Annotated in this window: 25 protein-coding genes; 10 read left to right on the plus strand and 15 right to left on the minus strand. The window is 39.1% G+C overall.

Annotated features, from left to right (window positions below; genetic code table 11):
* Positions 1-50 precede the first annotated feature (50 nt).
* On the minus strand, positions 51-1,091 hold the full coding sequence (locus tag GJ691_RS01450; protein ID WP_154363029.1) for a TPM domain-containing protein: 1,041 nt from the start codon (positions 1,089-1,091) through the stop codon (positions 51-53).
* 162 nt (positions 1,092-1,253) lie between these two features.
* Between GJ691_RS01450 and GJ691_RS01455 the strand changes: the two genes are divergently transcribed.
* Entirely contained in the window at positions 1,254-2,990 is a 1,737-nt protein-coding gene (locus GJ691_RS01455; RefSeq protein ID WP_154363030.1) for an ABC transporter ATP-binding protein, read from the plus strand.
* 20 nt (positions 2,991-3,010) lie between these two features.
* Here GJ691_RS01455 and GJ691_RS01460 read toward each other — a convergent pair whose 3' ends face one another.
* The 7 genes from GJ691_RS01460 to GJ691_RS01490 all read right to left on the minus strand — a co-directional run bounded on the left by GJ691_RS01460 (position 3,011) and on the right by GJ691_RS01490 (position 7,949).
* The gene (locus GJ691_RS01460; protein WP_154363032.1) at positions 3,011-3,250 is read right to left on the minus strand and encodes a NifU family protein; all 240 of its coding nucleotides are present in this window, start codon (positions 3,248-3,250) and stop codon (positions 3,011-3,013) included.
* Positions 3,251-3,258: 8 nt separating this feature from the next.
* Complete coding sequence (locus GJ691_RS01465) at positions 3,259-4,392, minus strand: Mrp/NBP35 family ATP-binding protein (protein WP_154363034.1); 1,134 nt, start codon at positions 4,390-4,392, stop codon at positions 3,259-3,261.
* Positions 4,393-4,509: 117 nt separating this feature from the next.
* A complete protein-coding gene (locus GJ691_RS01470; protein WP_154363036.1) occupies positions 4,510-4,845 on the minus strand; it encodes an MGMT family protein in 336 nt (111 codons plus the stop codon).
* Positions 4,842-5,471 carry a LysE family transporter gene (locus GJ691_RS01475; RefSeq protein WP_154363038.1) on the minus strand — a complete coding sequence of 210 codons (630 nt, stop codon included), beginning with the start codon at positions 5,469-5,471 and terminating at the stop codon, positions 4,842-4,844. Before GJ691_RS01475 ends, GJ691_RS01470 begins: the two co-directional genes overlap by 4 nt.
* Positions 5,472-5,474: 3 nt before the next feature.
* A complete protein-coding gene (gene trmB, locus GJ691_RS01480) occupies positions 5,475-6,146 on the minus strand; it encodes a tRNA (guanosine(46)-N7)-methyltransferase TrmB (protein WP_179954993.1) in 672 nt (223 codons plus the stop codon).
* 58 nt (positions 6,147-6,204) lie between these two features.
* On the minus strand, positions 6,205-7,263 hold the full coding sequence (locus GJ691_RS01485; RefSeq protein ID WP_154363042.1) for a sensor histidine kinase: 1,059 nt from the start codon (positions 7,261-7,263) through the stop codon (positions 6,205-6,207).
* Positions 7,263-7,949 carry a response regulator transcription factor gene (locus tag GJ691_RS01490; RefSeq protein ID WP_154363044.1) on the minus strand — a complete coding sequence of 229 codons (687 nt, stop codon included), beginning with the start codon at positions 7,947-7,949 and terminating at the stop codon, positions 7,263-7,265. Before GJ691_RS01490 ends, GJ691_RS01485 begins: the two co-directional genes overlap by 1 nt.
* A gap of 241 nt (positions 7,950-8,190) precedes the next feature.
* On the opposite strand from GJ691_RS01490, the gene GJ691_RS01495 reads away from it, so the two are divergent.
* From GJ691_RS01495 to GJ691_RS01505, 3 genes are all read left to right on the plus strand, one after another.
* Positions 8,191-8,499: a T9SS type A sorting domain-containing protein gene (locus GJ691_RS01495; protein WP_154363045.1), complete on the plus strand. Its 309-nt coding sequence runs from the start codon at positions 8,191-8,193 to the stop codon at positions 8,497-8,499.
* A gap of 175 nt (positions 8,500-8,674) precedes the next feature.
* Complete coding sequence (locus GJ691_RS01500; protein ID WP_154363047.1) at positions 8,675-8,998, plus strand: T9SS type A sorting domain-containing protein; 324 nt, start codon at positions 8,675-8,677, stop codon at positions 8,996-8,998.
* 57 nt (positions 8,999-9,055) lie between these two features.
* Positions 9,056-10,036: a LuxE/PaaK family acyltransferase gene (locus GJ691_RS01505; protein WP_154363049.1), complete on the plus strand. Its 981-nt coding sequence runs from the start codon at positions 9,056-9,058 to the stop codon at positions 10,034-10,036.
* A 19-nt stretch (positions 10,037-10,055) separates the two neighbouring features.
* On the opposite strand, the gene tyrS is transcribed toward GJ691_RS01505, so the two are convergent.
* Positions 10,056-11,351 carry a tyrosine--tRNA ligase gene (tyrS, locus tag GJ691_RS01510; RefSeq protein WP_154363052.1) on the minus strand — a complete coding sequence of 432 codons (1,296 nt, stop codon included), beginning with the start codon at positions 11,349-11,351 and terminating at the stop codon, positions 10,056-10,058.
* Positions 11,352-11,454: 103 nt separating this feature from the next.
* Between tyrS and GJ691_RS01515 the strand changes: the two genes are divergently transcribed.
* Complete coding sequence (locus GJ691_RS01515) at positions 11,455-12,462, plus strand: NAD-dependent epimerase/dehydratase family protein (RefSeq protein WP_154363054.1); 1,008 nt, start codon at positions 11,455-11,457, stop codon at positions 12,460-12,462.
* Here the strand turns inward: GJ691_RS01515 and GJ691_RS01520 are convergent.
* From GJ691_RS01520 to GJ691_RS01530, 3 genes are read right to left on the minus strand one after another with little or no spacing between them, the layout of a single operon-like run.
* Positions 12,443-12,871 carry a DUF4296 domain-containing protein gene (locus GJ691_RS01520; protein ID WP_154363055.1) on the minus strand — a complete coding sequence of 143 codons (429 nt, stop codon included), beginning with the start codon at positions 12,869-12,871 and terminating at the stop codon, positions 12,443-12,445. The two genes, GJ691_RS01515 and GJ691_RS01520, sit on opposite strands and share 20 nt — an antisense overlap.
* Positions 12,871-14,211 carry a dihydroorotase gene (locus GJ691_RS01525; protein WP_154363057.1) on the minus strand — a complete coding sequence of 447 codons (1,341 nt, stop codon included), beginning with the start codon at positions 14,209-14,211 and terminating at the stop codon, positions 12,871-12,873. The genes GJ691_RS01520 and GJ691_RS01525 overlap by 1 nt, the downstream gene beginning before the upstream one ends.
* A 2-nt stretch (positions 14,212-14,213) precedes the next feature.
* On the minus strand, positions 14,214-14,942 hold the full coding sequence (locus GJ691_RS01530) for a polyprenol monophosphomannose synthase (RefSeq protein ID WP_154363059.1): 729 nt from the start codon (positions 14,940-14,942) through the stop codon (positions 14,214-14,216).
* Between the two features lie 133 nt (positions 14,943-15,075).
* Here GJ691_RS01530 and GJ691_RS01535 point away from each other — a divergent pair, with 133 nt between their 5' ends.
* The 3 genes from GJ691_RS01535 to GJ691_RS01545 are packed head-to-tail and all read left to right on the plus strand — an operon-like array spanning position 15,076 to position 18,151.
* The gene (locus GJ691_RS01535; RefSeq protein ID WP_154363060.1) at positions 15,076-16,743 is read left to right on the plus strand and encodes an ArnT family glycosyltransferase; all 1,668 of its coding nucleotides are present in this window, start codon (positions 15,076-15,078) and stop codon (positions 16,741-16,743) included.
* Positions 16,743-17,399: a DUF4271 domain-containing protein gene (locus tag GJ691_RS01540; protein ID WP_154363062.1), complete on the plus strand. Its 657-nt coding sequence runs from the start codon at positions 16,743-16,745 to the stop codon at positions 17,397-17,399. Before GJ691_RS01535 ends, GJ691_RS01540 begins: the two co-directional genes overlap by 1 nt.
* 5 nt (positions 17,400-17,404) lie before the next feature.
* Positions 17,405-18,151 (plus strand): uroporphyrinogen-III synthase, encoded by a 747-nt coding sequence (locus GJ691_RS01545; RefSeq protein ID WP_154363064.1) that lies wholly within the window; start codon positions 17,405-17,407, stop codon positions 18,149-18,151.
* Between the two features lie 61 nt (positions 18,152-18,212).
* Here the strand turns inward: GJ691_RS01545 and GJ691_RS01550 are convergent, their stop codons facing one another.
* A complete protein-coding gene (locus GJ691_RS01550; protein ID WP_154363066.1) occupies positions 18,213-18,611 on the minus strand; it encodes a DUF423 domain-containing protein in 399 nt (132 codons plus the stop codon).
* 82 nt (positions 18,612-18,693) lie between these two features.
* Between GJ691_RS01550 and GJ691_RS01555 the strand changes: the two genes are divergently transcribed.
* Both GJ691_RS01555 and GJ691_RS01560 read left to right on the plus strand, forming a co-directional pair.
* Positions 18,694-20,067, plus strand: a complete 1,374-nt coding sequence (locus GJ691_RS01555) for a saccharopine dehydrogenase family protein (RefSeq protein WP_154363068.1) — start codon at positions 18,694-18,696, stop codon at positions 20,065-20,067.
* A 47-nt stretch (positions 20,068-20,114) separates the two neighbouring features.
* Complete coding sequence (locus GJ691_RS01560) at positions 20,115-20,585, plus strand: Lrp/AsnC ligand binding domain-containing protein (protein WP_154363070.1); 471 nt, start codon at positions 20,115-20,117, stop codon at positions 20,583-20,585.
* Positions 20,586-20,631: 46 nt separating this feature from the next.
* On the opposite strand, the gene GJ691_RS01565 is transcribed toward GJ691_RS01560, so the two are convergent.
* Both GJ691_RS01565 and ald read right to left on the minus strand, forming a co-directional pair.
* Complete coding sequence (locus GJ691_RS01565; protein WP_154363071.1) at positions 20,632-21,327, minus strand: zinc metallopeptidase; 696 nt, start codon at positions 21,325-21,327, stop codon at positions 20,632-20,634.
* Between the two features lie 126 nt (positions 21,328-21,453).
* Positions 21,454-22,554 carry an alanine dehydrogenase gene (ald, locus tag GJ691_RS01570; RefSeq protein ID WP_154363073.1) on the minus strand — a complete coding sequence of 367 codons (1,101 nt, stop codon included), beginning with the start codon at positions 22,552-22,554 and terminating at the stop codon, positions 21,454-21,456.
* Between the last annotated feature and the right edge of the window lie 270 nt (positions 22,555-22,824).

A 22,824-nucleotide genomic window follows, 5' to 3' on the forward strand; every position in this document is an offset into this window, starting at 1 on the left:
AGATGTTCTTTTATTGAATATTCCTTTGGATTTATAAATGTAACCGATTTTCACCAGCTTCCACTAGCCCCGCCACCACCAGAACTGCCTCCGCCACCGGAGAACGAACCGGAACTACCACCAGATGAACCAGAACTAAATGAATGCGTTCCAGAAGAAGAGAATGTTTTCCTATAATATGTTTCATCATTTTTTAACCAAGATATACTCAAGTCTTCTTTGCCGGAAATTTTAAGTTTTACAAAGGCTATGATCGCGGCTATGCCAAAGAAAGGCACTAGAAGCCAAAATAAAACAGAAGGTTCGTCAAATGGTTCTGCCAAAAGAACGCGGTCAGGCTCATAAATACTGGAAACAACAACTAGCGGAACGATTACAAAGACCAAACTAAACACGCTAGAAAAAGACCCTGCAATAAGCATGAACAATCCGGGGACTACCCCCAATTTACCCATAAAAATACCCCTGAAAACTTCTATGATATTTTTATAGGTTTTAAAGAAAAAAAATCCGCCTACAGAAATGAAAATCAATAGGAAGATACCCATAAATACATAGCTGATAAATTGGCCTTTCTTCCCGTCATCCTCTATTTCCTGTTTAAATTCGGCCAATGCATCGGGGTCATTCAAAAACTGGATCAGTTGGTTCGATGCTTCATTAACGCCTTTAAAATAATCCCCCTCTTTGAAATTGGGAATCATAGTATTTCTAATGATTCTTGAGGCCACGGCATCTGTGATATAAGGCTCCAACCCATATCCTACTTCTATTCTCACTTCCCTATCGCTTTCTGAAAACAATATAAGCAAACCATTGTCCTTACCTTTTTGACCGATTCCGTTTTGATTGAAAAGTCCATTGGCATAAGATTCAATAGTATCAAAACCCAATTCCTCAATAGTAACCACTACAAACTGATTTGTGGTTTTTTCTTCAAAATCCGACAAACGTTGATTTAAATCCAATACTTGATCGGGAGTAAATACATCGGCACTATCGGTAACATAATCACGGAGTTCATAAAACTGCTGTTGGGCATTGGAATAAAATGACACCAATAGAAAAAGAAAAAATGTTTTTTTAAGCATACGATAGAAATCCTGAACTCAAATATAAAAACCTTTATCGATACATCGCATCAATATCAAAACCTATTCTAGATTCTCTCAAATCTTAAGAATTGAAGTAACTTGCGAAAGTTTTGCAGGAAAAAAAAGATTGAAGTTGGCAAAATACCAAACAAAACACCTATGCCCGAAAAAAAAGTAAGTATCCTAACTGCCTTTAAAACAATTATTTGGCCAAGACGTAATCTCGTTTTCATTGGTCTTTTATTGATTGTCATAAGTAGGGCGGCAAGCTTTGTAACACCTGTTGCCTCTAAATATTTAATCGATGACGTTATTGCCAACAATGATGTGGAAATGCTTAAAGTGTTGGTGATTGTTGTTATTCTGGCAATTCTTGTCCAGGCGGTCACCTCATTTTTATTGACCAAGATCCTAAGCGTACAGGCTCAATATATGATTTCGGAATTGAGGGCACAAGTACAGAAAAAAGTGCTTTCGCTACCGATCAGTTACTTCGACAATGCCAAATCGGGGGCTTTGGTTTCCCGTATCATGTCTGATGTTGAAGGGGTTAGGAACCTCATCGGCACAGGTTTGGTTCAGCTCGTTGGTGGAATAATCACTGCTATCGTTTCTTTGGTCTTATTGCTTAGGATCAGTCCGAGCATGACACTATTTACTTTTGTCCCGTTGACCATTTTTGGAATAATAGCCCTAAAAGCATTTAAAATAATTCGCCCCATATTTCGAAATCGCGGTAAGATCAACGCAGAGGTAAAAGGACGATTGACCGAAACTTTGGGCGGCATACGTGTTATCAAAGGGTTTAATGCCGAAGAACAGGAGCATAAAGTATTTGAAGCCGGTGTGGAGGAATTATTCCAAAATGTGAAGAAAAGCCTGACCACTACAGCGTTTATGACCAGTTCATCAACCTTTTTGATCGGTTTAGCAACCACGGGTGTAATGGGTTTTGGTGGCTATAAGATCATGCAAGGCGAACTGAGTATTGGGGATTTATTAATGTTCACCGTATTATTGGGAACTATGGTTGCCCCTATCGTTCAAATGAGCAATATAGGAAGTCAGCTGACCGAAGCCCTTGCCGGTCTAGACCGTACGGAAGAATTGATGAACATGGCTCCCGAGGCCGATGAAGAGCAACGAACAATTGTTCTGGACAAAGTAAAGGGTGACATGGCTTTTGAGAATGTTTCTTTCGCTTATGAGGAAGACAAGGAAGTGTTGCATGGTATATCGTTTGAGGTAAAATCCGGATCGGTGGTGGCTTTGGTCGGGAGTTCGGGTTCCGGAAAAAGTACCATTGCCGGTTTAGCCGCTAGTTTCCTAAATCCACAATCCGGTACTATTACGATTGACGGAAAAGATATGGCCCAAGTAGACCTCAATAGTTTTCGCCAAAACCTAGGTGTGGTATTACAAGATGATTTCTTGTTCGAAGGTACTATTCGTGAGAATATTTTGTTCCCAAGGCCCAATGCAAGTGAAGAAGAACTACAGAGTGCGGTAAATGCTGCCTATGTAAATGAATTCACCGATCGTTTTGATGACGGACTCGATACGTTGATCGGAGAGCGTGGAATTAAACTTTCAGGTGGGCAACGCCAACGAATCGCAATTGCCAGGGCCGTACTTGCCGATCCGAGAATATTGATATTGGATGAAGCTACCTCTAATTTGGATACTGAAAGCGAGGCCCTGATCCAAAAAAGTTTAGCCAAACTAACCGAAGGGCGTACAACGTTTGTTATCGCTCACAGATTGAGCACGATTAGGAAGGCCAATCAAATCTTGGTTATAGAAAACGGTGAGATTGCCGAACAGGGAACCCATGATGAACTTATAGCAAAAGAAGGCAGGTACTTTAACCTCTTCACCTATCAAGCGAGAATTTAGAAATTCAATATAACGATGAACTAATCTATATTAATGACCTCTTCAATTTGTGGGGCATATTTCTTTATGGTCATCTCTACCCCGCTTTTCAGGGTCATCTGATTAACACTGCAGCCCACACAGGCCCCTTGTAACCTTACTTTTACAGAAGTGTCATTATCTATTGAAATCAACTCAATATCGCCCCCGTCACTTTGAAGAAACGGACGGATTTCCTCTAAGGCTTTTTCAATATTGATTTTTAATTCATCCGAATTCATAGGCATTTCTATTTAGCTGTAGAACAACCGGCCATGGTCGTTATCTTTATAGCCTCGGTAGGAGGCATGTTTTCATTTCTATTTACCAATTCCTGAACAACGTTCTTGGTAATATCCTCAAATGCAGTTGCAATTGGGGTAGACTCCTGTAATGCTGCCGGGCGACCAACATCACCTGCTTCACGAATACTTTGTACCAAAGGAACTTCTCCCAAGAAAGGTACATTCAAATCCGTTGCCAAATTCTTGGCACCTTCCTTACCAAAGATATAATATTTATTGTCAGGTAATTCCGCGGGTGTAAAATAGGCCATATTTTCAACAACACCCAATACTGGTACATTAATGGTTTCTTGTTGGAACATCGCAACTCCCTTACGTGCATCGGCAAGAGCTACCTCTTGGGGCGTACTAACCACCACAGCACCGGTTACAGGCATGGCCTGCATAATACTCAAGTGAATATCCCCGGTTCCCGGAGGTAAATCGATCAACAAGAAATCTAGATTGCCCCAGTGTGCATCGAAAATCATCTGGTTCAGTGCCTTAGCGGCCATTGGGCCCCTCCATATAACGGCCTGATTGGCATCTGTAAAGAATCCTATGGATAATAATTGCACCCCATAATTCTCTACCGGTTTCATTTTTGACTTGCCATCGATAGTAACCGCCAAAGGTTTCTCTTGGGCAACATCGAACATTATCGGCATAGAAGGCCCATAAATATCGGCATCTAACAAGCCTACTTTAAAGCCCATTTTTGATAGGGTAACGGCAAGATTGGCAGTTACGGTAGATTTACCTACCCCACCTTTACCTGAGGCTACGGCTATAATATTTTGGATGCCAGGAATTGGTTTCCCTTTTATTTCATTCACCTTCGGATTTGCAGGAGCATCAACCTTTAGGTTTACTTTTATTTTGGCCTTTTCATATACTTCTTGATGAATTATCTTAAGAATTTCGACTTCGGTTTTTTTACGTGCTTGTAGACTTGGATTATTAATGGTAATGTCCACTTCAACCTCATCTCCGAAAATCTGTACATTCTTTACTGCACCACTCTCTACCATGTTCTTACCTTCTCCCGGAACGGTAATCATTTCCAGAGCTTTTAAGATATCTTGCTTATTCAATTTCATAGCGATTATTGTTCTTAAAATAAATTCATTCTAAACAACAAAGATACGCCTTAAGGCCGAGAAGCTAAAGTTATTACATTGAAAAGTGGGGCGAAGCCGGGGATGATTCATGTGGTATTATCCCAACTCCTTATATGGATCCCAAAAATATTTTTCAAAATCAACGATTTGGTTGTCCACAACCTTTACACCCTCACTTTCGAGCAGTTGTTGCATAAGGTTTGTACCGTCAAAATGATGCTTTCCCGTAAGCAACCCAGTTTTATTCACAACACGGTGAGCCGGCACATCTGGCATATTATGCGACCCGTTCATTGCCCAACCAACCATTCTCGCACTACGGGCGGCACCAAGGTATTTGGCAATGGCACCATATGAGGTAACCCTGCCATAAGGGATGAGTTTTGCAACTTCATATACCCTGTGAAAAAAATTGCTGTTATCGGTTTTCATCGATTAAAGATCCTGTAGATGGTGATCAACAAAAGCACCACCATTAATATACTTAGAATATAATTGGAATTCCTTGAAAATCGGTCGGTTTTGTTCTCCAATTTATTGAAATACACCGTGTACATATAAAGGACTGAAAAAGTACCTCCGCCTGCGGCCAAAACAAAGACTACGATATCCCAGGCTTCGAATTTTATCCATCCGGAAGCATTCCACATGATATTGAGCCCACTATAATAAGGTATGGTCAACAAATTAATGGCCGCCAATAGCATACCTTTATAAAAGCTATTCCTTTTACTGATATTGACCTCTTTTACGACCTTCTTTTTATTGTTCTTCGCAGCCATAAAAAAATAAATGGCCAAAAAAGCGAATACGAGAACGGCGATTTTAAGCAAAACCTCAACTACGGTCGGGTTTCTATGTAAATATTTGGAAATATAAACCGCTATTACCGCCTGTATCATGATCATGGTCGATACACCAAGACTAAAGATCACACCATTCAATTTTCCTTTTTCAACACTGGTTTTTGCAGCATTCATATTCAAAAGGCCCGGAGGAACCGTTGCCATGAAAGCAGCCGAAAATGTTGCGAAAAATAGAATGAGAAGGTGTTGCATGGGTTAGTTTATCCTAAACTTGATATAGGTGATTGGTTTTCCCTGTTCAAGATACTGCTTTTCGTAGAAAGTCTGAATAGATAATACTTCTTTTGGGCTTCCTTCATTCTTATATACATCGTGGTTCGCATAGATTACTTCCCGACCGGTACCGTGCAAAAGACCTAATGTATACCCGTGCATAAACTCACTATCCGTTTTTAAATGCATGAGTCCATTATCCATTAATACCTCCGCATATTTTTTTAGAAAAACCTCATTGGTCATTCTATGCTTAGTCCTTTTATATTTTATTTGGGGATCCGGGAAGGTAATCCATATTTCGGAAACCTCATTTTTACCGAATATCTGATCAATGAGTTCTATTTGCGTACGAACAAAGGCAACATTACCCATCTCTTCCTCAATAGCGGTCTTTGCCCCTCTCCACAAACGGGCTCCCTTGATATCGATACCGATAAAATTCTTATTCGGATACATACGGGCCAGACCAAGGGTGTATTCACCTTTACCGCAACCCAGCTCTAGCACTATCGGGTTGTTATTCCCAAAATGATCATTCCAATTATCTTTAAGGGTAAAGGTCCCTTCCTCAATTTCCTTACGATTGGGCTGTACCACATTTTTGAACGTCTCGTTCTCCCTAAATCTCTTTAACTTGTTCTTGCTCCCCACGGCATATTGAATTTATTCCAGCGGCAAATCTAGTAAAATAGTATTTGGGAAAACCAAATTAAGCCTCGTTTTCAGAATGGCTTTTTTCCAAAGTAAAGGAAAACTCCGAACCTACACCTTCTTCACTCTCTACATAAATCTTTTCTCCGTGTACTTCGATAATGTGCTTAACAATGGAAAGTCCCAGACCAGAGCCTCCTTCTGCCCTGCTCCCGCTTTGGTCTACCCGATAAAACCGCTCGAACAATCTTGGAATATGATGTGGGGCAATACCTTCACCATTGTCGGTGACGCGTACAATGACCTTATTTTTTATCAAATTTTCGACACTAACTTCCGTGGTACCGTTTTCTTGTCCGTATTTTATGGAGTTCACCAATAAATTGGTCAACACCTGTTGGATCTTATCCCGATCGGCGTGTACCATTATCGGCTCTTTATAATCCATATCGAAGGTCAATACGATTTTCTTTTTGGCCGCCTTCATTTCAAACAGATCAAAGACGTTTTGGATAAGTTCAATGATATCGAAGTCGACAAATTCCAGATTTAATTCCCCAACTTCGAGTTTGGTGATCATATCCAGGTCCTTTACAATATAAATAAGACGTTCTACCCCCTTATTGGCCCTTTGTAAATACTTTCGACGTACATTCTTATCATCCATCGCCCCGTCCAACAAAGTTAAAATGTATCCTTGAACAGTAAAAAGTGGTGTTTTTAATTCATGGGAGATATTACCGAGAAAATCCTTTCTATAAGCCTCTCTGATATTAAGGGTGTCTATTTCGATTTTTTTGTCTTTAGCGAACTTTTCAATTTCCGCTGTAAGCGTTTTCATATCGGTAGTTATCGGACCCGAACCAAAATTGGTCGATTCTAAAAGGGCCACATCATCATATATTTTTTTTATCCTGCGATAAATGAATCTTTCTATCCGAAGTTGAAGTATAATGAAAGTACATATAAACACGCATATCGAAAATAACCCTAACAGCAACAAATATTCGACTTTAAAAAGCCATAAAAGAAATGCTAGTAGCAAAGTAGTGCAAATGGTGATATAACACGCCGACCTTAACGCAAATCGGTAAGATTTTTTTAAATCGGCAGCCATTAGAGCACAAACTTATAGCCTACGCCTTTAACGGTCTTAAAGTGTTCATCCCCGATTTTTTCGCGCAATTTCCTAATATGTACGTCTATGGTTCGCCCACCTACGACAACTTCATTGCCCCAAACCTTATTCAAGATAACCTCTCTTTTAAAAACCTTGTTCGGTTTTGAGGTTAGTAACGACAACAATTCGAACTCTTTTCTTGGTAAGATAATTTCGGTGCCATTGTTCACGATCTTATATTCTTCACGATTGATCACAATATCGCCCACTTTAAAAATCTCCTCGGCTGTTGAAGTATCTTCTTTGAACCTTCTTAAAAGCGCCTTTACCTTACTCACCAATACCTTTGGTTTTATAGGCTTTGTAATATAATCATCGGCACCTGCATCGAACCCAGCCAATTGGGAATAATCTTCCCCACGGGCAGTAAGGAACGTAATGATCGTATTTTCTAGACCTGGACTCTTTCGAATGATCCCACAAGCCTCAATACCGTCCATTTCCGGCATCATCACATCTAGGATAATCAAATGTGGTAATTTTTTCTTTGCCAAGGCAACACCTTCTACCCCATTTTTGGCCGTAAACACCTGATAACCCTCTGCGCTTAGATTATACCCCACAATTTCCAGGATATCAGGTTCATCATCAATCAATAAGATTTTTAGATCTTTCTTTTTCATTTGTTCGATAGATTCATTACATGCATAAAAGTAAAGATAATACTATTACAATGAAAGGTTTAAAAAGGGTTCATATTGGTAACGTTATCATAACGTTTAACTTACCATTTGTCAATACTCCGTTCATCCAAGAAAAATATTGTGCATTTCATCGATCTTTTATAGGAATCATACTTCTACTCCAATCATGGGTTACATATATTATTATATTTGTGGCATACCGTTTGCGATAAGTATTTATATGAAGAAACTTTACGTTGTATTCTTTTTTCTTTTTATTTCTTTAGGCTATGCACAGGATGCAAAGCCAAACGGGGATATTATGGGCTTTAAATTATACCCCAACCCCGTCACAAACGGCAAAGTCTACATTGTTACCAAAGAAAAAGCCCCGAAAAAAATACTGATTTTTGATGTTTTGGGAACGCAGGTTATGGAAACTACATTACTTAGGGAAGAATTGAATGTTTCCGAATTGGATGCCGGAGTATATGTACTTCGTGTTTTTGAAAAAAACAAAATAGCCACCAGAAAGCTGATTATTAAATAGTTATTCGGAAAATACACCCTAACACCCCAAAAACCACATTCGATGAACTGCACAAATCATCGACGAAACACATAGTTTGATTCATTGACCTACATTTAATCGAATTTCACAACATTTCTATTTTGTAAGTATCCTCTTTCAGTATCTTTATAGTGTTGATCCCAAATCAATACCAATGAAAAAACTCTACCTACTCCTATTTATGGTGTCCTCTATTGCACTTTTTGCACAAGAACCAGTGGATTATGCCTTTGTTCAAAATATGGAAATCCCAGGATTTAAACTTTATCCCAATCCTGCTTTCGAAGATGTCGTTTACATAAATACCAAAAAGAACGGAAGAAAAGAAATCATTGTATATGATGTTTTCGGGGAAGTGGTCCTCACCGAGAAAATCTTGAACACCCAATTGAACATATCTAGATTGATCCCCGGGGTTTATGTACTTCAGGTAACAGAGAACAACCATACCATTACCCGTAAATTAGTGGTAAAATAAGCCCATTTTTAAAACAAATGATTTTGTCGTATCATTACCTTTGTTGTCAAGAGAACAATGATCGATACTACACAAATTTTCAATATCAACTCCGAAGAAGAGTTTGAACATATTGCCCTTGATGTTTTTAGGCACCAGCTAAAGAACAATCCGGTATATGGGGAGTTTTGTCTTTATTTAGGCAAAAACCGAACTAATGTAATTGAACTGAAGCAGATACCCTTTTTACCGATAGACTTTTTCAAGACCAAAAAAGTGGTTTCTTCCCAAAATAAAGAACAAATTATATTCTCTAGTAGTGGAACTACAGGTCAGGTTACAAGTAAACACTATGTGACCGAATTAAAGCTCTATGAACAGAGTTTCCACAAAGGTTTTACCCATTTTTATGGTGATGTGTCAGATTATTGCATTTTAGCTTTACTACCTTCTTATTTGGAACGTAGTGGATCTTCCTTGATCTATATGGTCAATGATCTTATAGAAAAGAGCCAACATCCTGAAAGTGGGTTCTATTTGGATGAAATAGAAAAGCTGACAAAAACCCTAATACGATTAGATAAGGAAGGAAAAAAAATATTGCTCATAGGTGTTTCATTCGCATTACTTGATTTGGTCGAAAACCACTCCCTAAAACTAAACAACACCATAATCATGGAAACAGGAGGCATGAAAGGCCGTCGAAAAGAATTGATCAGGGAAGAACTGCACGATATCTTAAAAAGAGGGTTCGGTGTCGAAAAAATACATTCAGAATACGGAATGACCGAATTACTTTCACAAGCCTACTCAAAAGGAAACGGTATTTTCAAAACACCTCCTTGGATGAAACTGTTGATTCGGGATACCGAAGACCCATTAAGCTATCTCAATGATGGAAAAACCGGAGGCATTAATGTAATTGACCTGGCCAATATCAATTCGTGTTCGTTCATTGCCACACAAGATTTAGGGAAAAACCATGAGAACGGGCTTTTTGAAATCTTGGGTCGTTTTGACAACTCCGATATTCGTGGTTGCAACCTTATGGTGGTGTAAAAGAAACTGGGAAATCCCGTTAATCGGCGACCAAAACAAAATAGTTCTTTTTACCGCGCTGCAACAAGACATATTTATTGTTAATGAGGTCTTCGGCAGTAATAAGGTAATCTTCTTTTACTTTTTCCTTGTTCACCGAAATCGAATTCTGCTTCAATTCCCTTCTAGCTTCCCCATTAGAACCTAAAAACCCTGTTTTGGCAGCCAAAGCCCCTATCATATCCAATCCACCATCCAATTCGGACATTGCGATATTCGCTTGCGGAACTCCTTCAAAAACATCGAGAAAAGTCTTTTCATCCAATCCCTTAAGGTCTTTAGAGGTCGATTTTCCAAAAAGGATAGTACTGGCCTTTTTGGCATTGTCCAAATCTTCTTGGGAATGCACCATGACCGTAATCTCATCGGCCAAACGCTTTTGCAGTACCCGTAGATGAGGAGCCTCGGCATGTTCGGTAATCAAACCTTCTATTTCATCCTTGGTCAAGAAGGTGAATATCTTTATATATTTTGCTGCATCATCATCAGAGGTGTTCAACCAATACTGATAAAATTTATAGGGCGATGTCCTGTTAGGATCCAACCAAACATTACCACCTTCCGTTTTACCAAACTTGGTGCCATCGGCCTTTGTAATCAAAGGACACGTTAAAGCATAGCCTTTACCACCACCTATACGCCTAATTAGCTCAGTACCCGTGGTTATATTGCCCCATTGGTCGCTACCCCCCATTTGAAGCGTGCAATTATTTTGCTGATATAGATGTAGAAAATCATAGCCCTGCACCAATTGATACGTAAATTCAGTGAAAGACATACCTTCTTTTGACTCGCTGGACAATCTTTTCTTCACGGAGTCTTTCGCCATCATATAATTTACAGTAATATGCTTACCAACGTCCCTGATGAATTCCAAGAAAGAGAAGTTCTTCATCCAATCATAATTGTTGACCAATATCGCTGCATTTTCAGCATCACTATCAAAATCCAAGAACTTGCTTAATTGCGCTTTTAAAGCCTCTTGATTCGTACGCAAGGTTTCCTCGTCCAAAAGATTACGTTCTTGCGATTTACCCGATGGATCCCCGATCATACCCGTTGCACCTCCTAATAAGGCATATGGCTTATGACCGGCCAATTGAAAATGGCGAAGCATCATTACCCCTACCAAGTGTCCAATATGCAGTGAATCAGCAGTAGGATCAATACCTACATATGCGGATTGCATTCCCGTCATTAAGTGTTCTTCGGTGCCAGGCATGGCATCATGTAACATTCCCCTCCATCCTAATTCTTCAACGAAATTTGTGCGCATTTCAAAATTTATTATGATAACAGCTGCAAATATAAAAGGAATTACATTGCCTTTCCCTATTTGAAATTGGTTTTATTAGACTTCATTTACCTAAATTTGGAACATGGTTTTGGTAACAGGTGGTACAGGATTGGTAGGGGCGCATCTTTTGTTGCATTTACTCCAAAACAATACAAAGGTACGTGCAATTTATAGGGATGGCAGCAATTTAAACCGAGTGGAAAAAGTCTTTTCCTACTATACCGAAAATGCTTCCGGACTTTTTGGGCAAATCGAATGGGTTTTGGCCGATATCAATGACATTCCGGCCTTGGATATTGCCTTTAAGAATATCGATTATGTGTACCATGCTGCGGCCATGATCTCATTTGACCCAAAGGATTATTACAAACTGAAAAAAGCTAATGTCCAGGGTACGGCGAATATCGTAAACCTCTGTCTCTCGAATTCCATTAATAAACTTTGTTATGTAAGCACTATCGGGGCCATCGGAAAAAGTTTAGAGGGGCAGAAAGCCAATGAAAAAAATGATTGGGCAGGCCAGGATGCCAATGTGTACGCCCTTACAAAATACAGGGCCGAAATGGAAGTTTGGCGAGGGTCCCAAGAAGGGTTGGATGTTGTTATTGTAAATCCGGGGGTGATCATAGGTCCGGGATTCTGGGAACAAGGCAGTGGCAATCTCTTTACAACCGCCTATCGGGCAAGGGATTATTATCCCCCCAGTGGTACGGGTTTTATCACCATAAATGATGTTGTGAAAATAATGGTTGAATTGATGCAGTCGAAAATCATTAACCAACGATTCATTGCTGTCTCTGAAAACATGACTTACAAAGATATATTAACACGACTTGCGAATGCCATTGATAAAAAGGCCCCATCAAAAATGTTGAGATTTTGGCAGTTACATCTACTCCGTTTCTTTGATTTCTTCAGCAGTTCAATAACGGGTAATAAAAGACGAATAACGAAGAAAACAATAAATTCATTAAGAAATACCGAAATTTATGACAATGGTAAAATCATGGAAATGTTAGGTTTTGAATTTGAAAACCTAGACGAATGCATTCTGTTCTGTTCTGAAAGATTCAGGGAAGAGTATCCTTAACCTTGTTCAAAGTACGTTTTTTAATAGGACTGTTTTTCAACTTACTCTGTTGTAACAAACTATCCTTTGTTTCCTTTTCTGCAGCTACGCGTTCTTTCTCTTTATCGAGCAACTCCTCTACTTGCTTATATATTTCCTCGTACTCTCTGGGCAAGGAAGCATAATAGTTGTCGCTGTTTACGAATTGTAGGCTATCAATGCCATATTTTTCAAAAATATAGTTCGTAGGTTCTATATTGTTTTCAATCAATTTACTTTCATTGGCATTCTTGGCCGCATTTAAAATGGCCATATCATTTAGAATATTGACCATTTGATCTTTGGGAATTAAATCATCCGGTTTCTTGATCAATTTTTCACTACAGGAAAAAAAGAACAAAACAAATGTTATGGCAATAAGTTTTTTCATTACGGCCTATTGAATGTTAAGCGTTTTGCATTCCGTTCCCCGGAGAACTTCCCTTCTTCGTAGGCCAAATGACCGTTTACGAAAGTGTGGGTAACCTTTGATTTAAAAATAGTTTCATCAAATGGAGACCAACCACATTTGTAGGCAATATTATTTTTCGATACCTGCCAGGAGTCATTCAAATCAACAAGTACCAAATCGGCAAAATACCCTTCCCTGATAAAACCCCTTTTTTCGATTTCAAATAATTTTGCGGGATTATGACACATCTTTTCGACAAGTTTTTCCAAAGAAATAACACCTTCATGATACTTTTGCAACATAGCAGGCAAGGCATGCTGAACCAATGGCCCGCCTGAAGGGGCTTGGGTATACACATTACTCTTTTCCTCTAAAGTATGTGGGGCATGATCTGTAGCTATTACATCTATTCTATCGTCCAGAAGCGCATCCCAAAGCTTAGAGCGGTCCTCTGCCGTTTTCACGGCTGGGTTCCATTTGATCAAAGTTCCCTTAGTGTCATAATCAGCATCAGAAAACCAAAGATGGTGAATACAGACTTCCGCCGTTATCTTCTTTTCCTCTAACGGAATGTCATTCCGGAACAAATCGGTCTCAATTCCCGTTGACAAATGGAAAACATGAAACCTTGCACCGGTTTTCTTTGCAAGGGCAATCGCTTTCGAAGAAGAAAGATAACATGCCTCGGCACTACGGATCAACGGATGGTATTTTACCGGAATATCGTCTCCGTATTTTTCTTTGTATAAGGCCAGATTTTGTTTAATGGTAGATTCGTCCTCACAATGTGCGGAGATTACCATTTCCGTATTCCTGAAGATTTTTTCAATGACTTCCTCGTCATCGACCAACATGTTCCCTGTAGAAGATCCCAGAAACAGTTTTATTCCCGAACAGGCATTCCGGTCAAGTTTTTTTATTTCTTCTAGGTTATCATTGGTTCCACCGAACAAAAATGAATAATTGGCAAAGGAAGTTTCCGCTGCAAGTGCGAACTTCTCCTCCAACTTTTCTATGGTCGTTGTTTGGGGTATGGTATTGGGTTGCTCCATAAAAGTTGTGATTCCTCCCGCTACTGCAGCCCTACTTTCAGAGGCTATATTACCTTTATGGGTTAAACCGGGTTCACGAAAATGCACTTGATCGTCTATAACCCCCGGAAGTAAAATACGGCCGGAAGCATCTATGACCTTCGCAGTTGAATCACTAATAGAGCCGTCTATTTTTACAATCAGATCATCCTCAATAAGAACATCGGACTCATATATCCTGTTCTCATTGACAATTTTTGCATTTTTTATCAGCACCCTAGTAGCCATAATCAGAATTTATTTTTTTGGAAAATACTTTTTAACTTCATTTTCATGACCCCGAAAACGGCCTCACTTATAATAGAAGAACTCATTTTCGATTTCCCCTTTTCCCTATCCTTGAAAATAATCGAGACTTCCTCGATTTTATACTTTTTCAAATGGGCCCTAAACTTCATTTCAATCTGAAAAGCATAACCCACGAACCGCACCGAATCAAGATTGATATTTTCGAGAACATGCCTTCTGTAACATACAAATCCGGCTGTGGGATCGTGCACACGCATACCGGTAATTAATTTTACGTAAAACGATGCCCCATAAGACAATAGAATACGGTGTAGCGGCCAGTCAACGACATTGACCCCTTTTTTATACCGAGACCCTACGGCCACGTCTGCCCCATTTTCACACGCCTTAAGAAGTCGAAGAAGATCCGTCGGATTATGGGAAAAATCCGCATCCATCTCAAAAATATAATCATACTTGCGGGCAATTGCCCATTTAAACCCGTGAATGTAAGCGGTACCCAATCCGGATTTTTCATGCCGAACCTCAACGAACAATCTATTTGGGAATTCTTCCTGCATCCCCTTCACGTGATCAGCAGTGCCATCAGGTGAATTATCATCTACGATAAGTACATGAAAATCTTTCTTTAACGCGAAAACGGCCCTAATTATGGCATCTATATTCTCAATCTCGTTATAGGTGGGGATAATGACCAAACTACCTGCCATAATCTTATTTCAATTTTCACAAAAATAGTATTTTAAAACCTCTCGAAGAATTTGAACCAGCTATTTATCATTTTTTTTAACCTTTGGATACCACCTATAATTTGTAATTTTGCGGCTAAACCAACAATTCTTGATGTCATTTAAATTACCCAAACTTTTTCTTTATGTATTAGGTGCCATATTGGTACTGAACCTATTGCAGGCCTTTTTTACGCCACTGATTTTTGATGAGGCATACTATTGGCATTATGCCAAAGAATTGGCATGGGGGTATTTTGACCACCCGCCCATGGTGGCTTTAATGATCAAGATCGGTAATGTATTTTTCAATGGTGAATTGGGGGTTCGTTTCGTTAGTTGCCTTTTATCGATTGGTACGTTCATTCTATTATGGTTGGCCATTGACAACCCGGCAAAGAAAAAGTACATACCACATTTTTTTGCGTTGGTTTTTTCCATGACCTTGCTTAATGCCTATGGTTTTTTCACCCTCCCAGATACACCTCTACTCTTTTTTACGGCCTTGTTTTTATTGGTATACAAACGTTTTATAGCAAAACCATCATTTATTCTTGCAATTTTCATGGGCATTGTCATGGCCGCACTAATGTACAGCAAATACCATGCGGTCCTGGTAATATTCTTTGTATTGCTATCGAATATTAAATTGATTCTCAATAAATATGCATGGCTTGCTGTAATTACGTCATTAATCTGCTATACCCCACATTTTATATGGCTGTACGAACATGATTTCGTATCGATAAAATACCATCTTTTTGAGCGACCCAATGCCCCATATAACTTTAACAAATACACTTTAGGGTTCTTAGTGAACTTAGTTGCGATTTTCGGATTGACATTCCCATTTGTCTATTATGCACTGTTTAAAAGCAAATCAAAAGACCTTTTTACAAAGGCCCTTCTATATTTGACCTATGGTGTCCTGATTTTCTTTTTCATTTCTAGTTTTAACAGAAGGGTACAGACCCAATGGATAATCGTAGTATCGATACCAATGGCTATTTTAGTGTACAATTATATGCTAGAGAATGGTAAAATTCGTAAATGGATCTATAGACTTGGCATTATAAACATTGTCATTATCCTATTCCTTAGGGTAGGTTTGATCTACGAGCCTTTATTTCCCGTGAATTACGAGACACATGGCAATAAAGCTTGGATGAAAAAAATACAATCGGAGGCTGGTGATAATCCCGTTGTATTTGAGAATTCTTACCGAAACGCCCCCATGTATGCCTTTTATACCGGGAAAACCTCATTTTCGCTAAACAACATCCATTACCGCCAAAACCAGTATTCGATAGATGATTCTGAAAAAGCGGTTCAACACAAGAAAATACTCTATATTTCAAAATACCTGAAAAAAAACAAACTAGCGTTCCCTAAGAAAAGTGGAAGCATTTATTATGGTGTTTTCATAGATGATTTTGAGTCCTTCAGAAAACTACGATGCATCGTTAACGATGAAAAATTCGAATTGAACGATACGGAACATTCCGTGACCGTATATAATCCTTATAAAGAGGATATCGGGTTGAGCAAACTAAAGTTCGCCATTGCTTATTTGAACGGTTCAAAACAATTCCAAGAATTGATTCCCATCGATTTAGTTCCCGAGAATGATAAAATAACCCAGCTATCAGCCAATGATTCAACCCTTTTTACGTTTAAACTACCAAAACCCAAAACAACCAATTTGCCAAAGTATTTTAAAATGGTGATTTCAGAGAATGATTTGCAATACGGGTTGAACAGCAATACAATTGAATTGGATTGATGGAGGCCGTCCTAAGAAACATAACACCCAACGATTGGATAACCGTATTGGTCACTCTTAGCCTTGTGTTCCTTGTAGTGGCGAAAAGCGCCTTCTATTCCAGATTCTTGAATTTCATCATTTTACCATTTAACAATAAGTACATTTTCATGTACAACAAAAAGGAAAAACTTGTTAATTGGTTCAATCTGTTCTGGGGACTGTTCCTCATCATTAACTTTTCTATTTTTGTATACTTTGCCAAGGATGTTTTTATCGAATCTACAAACACCCCAGATGCCAAGGCCTTTCCTTGGATTATCGGGCCCTTGGTACTCTTTCTTTTCGTTAAGTTGGGATTGCAGTTGGGCAATGCCTATATTTTTGGCATTCAAAAAACGATTACCGAGGTCGTATTTAAGAAGTTGTCGTATTTTAATTATAGTGGCATGATTATGTTCTTCGCCAATATCATCCTTTCCTATATTCTTATAGACTCCCAAATTGTAGTTTACACGGCTATTCTATTGATTCTTTTATTGAATATAATTGGCTGGATAACAATTCTAAGGAATTATCAAAATTTGATCACAAGCTATTTTTTCTATTTTATTTTGTACCTTTGCGCTCTTGAAATTGCTCCCCTCATCCTCATAGGGAGCTACCTAAAAAATTAGGATTTATGAAAATAAAGACGATTTTGGTTTCGCAGCCTGAACCTAAAATGGAAAACTCCCCTTATTCCAGATTAATTGATAAAGAAAAAGTTAAAGTAGATTTTAGACCATTTATCCATGTTGAAGGGGTTGATGCCAAAGGTGTTCGTCAACAAAAAATAGATCTGAACAATTTCACTGCCATTATCTTGACCAGTAGAAATGCCGTAGATCATTTCTTTAGGATCGCCGATGAAATGCGTTTTAAAGTACCTGATTCAATGAAGTACTTTTGTCAATCAGAGGCCGTTGCCTATTATTTGCAAAAATACGTAGTATACCGTAAACGCAAGATCTATGTAGGCAAAATGAATTTCAACGACCTTGTACCGTTAATCAAAAAATACAAGGATGAAAAATTCCTTTTACCCTCTTCAGATGTTTTAAAACCAACAGTACCTGAAACATTGGACGAGTTGGGTATCAATTGGACACGGGGTATATTCTACAAAACCGTCATTAGCGATCTTTCCGATTTAAGGAATGTATATTATGATGTTTTGGTATTCTTTAGTCCGTCGGGCATAGAATCCTTACTTAAGAATTTTCCCGATTTTGAACAAAATGATACGCGTATAGCGGTATTTGGAAATTCAACGGTCAAGGCAGCGACTGGAGCCGGACTTAGAATAGACATAAAAGCACCTACACCCGATACACCGTCAATGACCATGGCATTGCAAAAATATATTACTTCGGTAAATAAAAAATAAACTTGAGGCCTCTTAAATGAGGCCTTTTATTTGTGATTATATTATATACAGGAAGTGAATACTAATTTTCACCGCCCTTCTTTCCTTTTACTACCCGATACCCCAAAACCAACCAACCTAAAATCAATAAACTACCTCCCAACGGAGTCAACAAAGCAATTTTCTTAAAATCGAAGGAGGTCAAAGAATTAATGGCCAAAAGATAAATGGAAAACGAGAACAGCACAACACCCAAGACCGTCAAATAAAAAACTGTTTTCTTTTTCTGAACCTCCAAAAACTTGGTATTCGCCAAAACGAGCAGGAACAAAGCGTGGTACATTTGATAACGAACACCGGTTTCATAAGTCACCAAGGCATCAGCATCAATCAGTTTTGCCAAACCGTGTGCACCAAAAGCGCCAAAAACAACAGCGAGAACACCAAAAACAACCCCAGCAGAAAATATTGTTTTGTTCATAACTTAACTAGCCTTTATTTTTATAAATGTAACAATTTGATATCTTAGTAAACCGTTATAACCGTAAAAGTAATCAAAGTTAATGTTGCGAAAAATACTCATTCTTGGGGCCGGCAAGTCAACCTCCTATCTGTTGGATTATATTTTGGAAAAGTCCAGCATAGAAAAACTACATCTAACCATTGGTGACATTAACCCGGAAGGAATTCCTTCTTCAATAAAAGAACATCCAAGTTGCACGGTAATCAAATTAGACATTCATCAAGACAAAGATCGAAAAAAGGCCATTGGCGATAGTGACATCGTTATCTCTATGCTTCCTGCGCGTTTTCATATTAAAGTAGCCCAGGATTGTTTAGAGCTAAGTAAAAACCTTGTCACTGCTTCTTATATCAGTGAAGAAATCCAAGCCTTGGATAAAGCTGTAAAAAAGAAAGGGCTCATTTTTATGAACGAGATTGGCCTAGACCCGGGTATTGATCATATGAGTGCCATGCAGATTATAGACTCCATTAGATCAAAAGGAGGTAAAATGATATTGTTCGAATCCTTTACAGGCGGGTTGGTAGCCCCAGAAAGCGATGATAATCTCTGGAACTACAAATTTACATGGAACCCCAGGAACGTGGTACTTGCCGGTCAAGGCGGTGCGGCTAAGTTCATTCAAGAAGGAACCTACAAATACATACCTTATCACAAACTTTTTAGAAGAACCGAATTTTTCGAAATAGCGGGATATGGTAAATTCGAGGGTTACGCCAATAGGGATTCTTTAAAATACAGAGAAGCATATGGCTTACAAGACGCCCTCACCCTATATAGGGGAACCATGCGCAGGGTAGGTTTTTCAAAAGCATGGAACATGCTCGTTCAGTTGGGAATGACCGATGACAGTTACACCATTGAAAATTCAAAAGGAATGTCATATCGTGAATTCACCAATTTATTCCTTCCCTATTCCCCCACAGATTCGGTAGAACTGAAACTTAGGCACTACCTGAAAATCGATCAAGATGACAGTAAGTGGGAAATGCTCTCAGAATTACAACTTTTCGATGCAGAAAAGAAGATAACCTTGGACCATGCAACGCCTGCACAAATATTACAATTGATCCTTGAAGATAGTTGGACACTGGATGAGGATGATAAGGACATGATCGTTATGTACCATAAATTCGGTTATGAGCTTAATGGCAAAAAATCTCAAATAGATGCCAATATGGTTGTCATCGGCGAAAATCGAACCCATACGGCAATGGCTAAAACGGTAGGGCTCCCCGTAGCCATAGCAACACTCCTGATTCTTAATAATAAAATAAAGACGCCAGGCGTGCAAATACCAATAGCAAAGGAGGCTTATGACCCGATTCTAAAGGAGCTGAAAAATTATGGGATTGATTTTAAGGAATACGATGTTCCCTATTTGGGTTATAACCCCGATAGCGTTGGCAATTAAGATTTAATTCAAATTTCGTATTTTAACTTTCAATTTGAAACCCACTTATGAAGTCTGATGATAAAAATGTTAAGATTGACGGGATCGACAAGAAAATCCTAAGATTTTTGATGGAAGATGCCCGTAAACCGGTTCTTGAAATAGCACGAAGCATAGGTATATCCGGTGCGGCGATCCACCAACGTTTACGAAAGCTGGAAGCTTCAGGTCTTTTGGCGGGTTCCAAGTTCATAATCAACCCCAAGGTTTTAGGCTACACCACAATGGCCTATATCGGTATTTATTTGGATAAGGCCATGAGCAATCCCATAGCCGTAAAACAATTGGAAAAGATTCCAGAAGTGTTGGAATGTCATTACACGACGGGAAATTGGTCCATCTTAATAAAAGTACTCTGTAAGGACAATGAACATTTAATGCATGTATTGAATAAAGAAATACAACAAATCGAAGGTGTCTCAAGAACGGAAACCTTCATTTCCCTGAATCAACAGATAGACAGGCAAATTACCATATAAAAAAAGGACGCTCATGGCGTCCTTTTTAAATTCATAAAGCGAGAAATTAATCCCTGCCTCCCAACACTTGTAAGCCCCAATAGACCAAAGTCGCCAAAGAGCCAATTGCAGCAACCAAATAGGTTCTTGCCGCCCATTTCAAGGCATCTTCAGAGCCTTTGTATTCTTGTTGTGTTACGATATTCTTTGCCTTTAGCCATGCCAACGCCCTATTACTGGCATCATACTCGACAGGCAAGGTTATAAAACTGAACAAAGTGGCCATGGCCATCATGGCCAATCCTGCAACGGCAACCCAATAGCCCAATCCTACACCTGCTGCGGCACCAAGCATTAATCCACCGAAAACAACCCACATAGACATTCCCGAGGTAACACTTACCACAGGCACCAACTTAGATCTTAACGTTAACCACTCATAAGCTTGTGCATGCTGTACGGCATGGCCACATTCATGTGCGGCCACGGCAGCGGCAGCGGCATTTCTTTGACTATAAACACCCTCACTCAAATTAACGGTCTTGTTTTTTGGATTGTAGTGGTCTGACAGCATTCCTGGGGTAGAAACCACTTTTACATCCCTGATTCCATGATCGGCCAACATTTTTTCTGCAATCTCAGCCCCACTCATTCCATTTTGCAAATGCACTTTGGAGTAATGCTTGAATTTGCTTTTTAACCTACTACTTACCAACCAACTCACAAGAGCTATGGCACCGATCAATATATAATATCCCATCATAATTTTTCTGTTTTAACTATTATCTACTAAAATACTAAAGTTTCCCATCTTTCTGTGATGGATGATAATTAAAACAAAAACCCCGCCAAAATTGACGGGGTATATTTTACTGACAAAATGTACTGTTTATGCCATTGCAGCATCCCAACCGAACGCCTCGATTATTTCTTTATAAATAACTTCCCCTTCTACGATGTTCAGCCCCTTTCTCAAGGACTCATCTTCGGCACATGCTTTTCTCCACCCTTTATTGGCCAAGGCCAAAACATAAGGTAAGGTAACATTGGTAAGGGCTACGGTAGAGGTGTATGGCACGGCACCGGGCATATTGGCCACTGAATAATGAACCACATCATCAATAATATAAATAGGATCCTCATGGGTCGTTGGCCTTGTAGTTTCAACACAGCCTCCTTGATCTACGGCAACATCAACGATCACTGCTCCCGGGTGCATCGTCTTCAGCATATCCTTTGTAATCAAATTTGGGGCTTTGGCACCTTTGACCAATACCCCACCAACTATCAAATCATGGGTTTTCACATGTTTTCTTATGTTGTATTCATTGGAAAACTCGGTCACCACATGGCTTGGCATTACATCATTAACATAACGCAATCGCTTCATGTTTATATCTAGAATAGTTACATGGGCACCTAAACCGGCCGCCATTTTAGCAGCTTGTATACCAACGATACCAGCCCCTAAGACCAATACCCTTCCCGGAGGAACACCTGGAACACCACCAAGCAGAACCCCTCGCCCTTTTTTGGGCTTTTCGAGATATTTAGCCCCTTGCTGAATGGCCATTCTACCGGCCACTTCTGACATTGGGGTCAATAAAGGCAATGTACCCTCTTCATCTTCTACCGTTTCATATGCTATACATATGGCTTCCCTTTCAATCATTGCTTTGGTCAAAGGCTCACTGGATGCAAAATGAAAATAAGTGAATATCACTTGCCCTTTTTGAATAAGGCCGTACTCTTCCTTTATAGGTTCCTTGACCTTTACGATCATCTCACTTATGCTATACACCTGACCAATCGTATCCAATATTATGGCACCCACCTGTTTATAATCATCATCGGAAAAGCCACTGCCTTCCCCAGCTCCGGATTGTACATACACCTTATGGTTCTTATGTACCAATTCAAAAACACCGGCAGGTGTCATGCCCACCCGACTTTCATTGTTCTTAATTTCTTTTGGAATACCTACTTTCATTGGATATGATTTTTAGAATATGCAGGTAAATTTGTGACAATTGTTTGGATTAAAAAAATTATATTTTCAAAAATAGGGGGTCTATTCGTTATAATACTTACTTTTTTCGTTTTATACCCCTTTTTTTTAGGGGTATGCGTTAATATTTAACCTTTTTAGTATACTAATTTTATTTTTTAAGGGGGTTAATCGTTTTATTTGTAAAAATAAAGATTTAATAAAAAAGCCGCTTTCCTAAATGAAAAGCGGCTTAAAATATTTAAAAGCAGG

Origin of the sequence: Maribacter luteus, from assembly GCF_009674825.1 — a bacterium.
Lineage (GTDB): Bacteria > Bacteroidota > Bacteroidia > Flavobacteriales > Flavobacteriaceae > Maribacter_A > Maribacter_A luteus.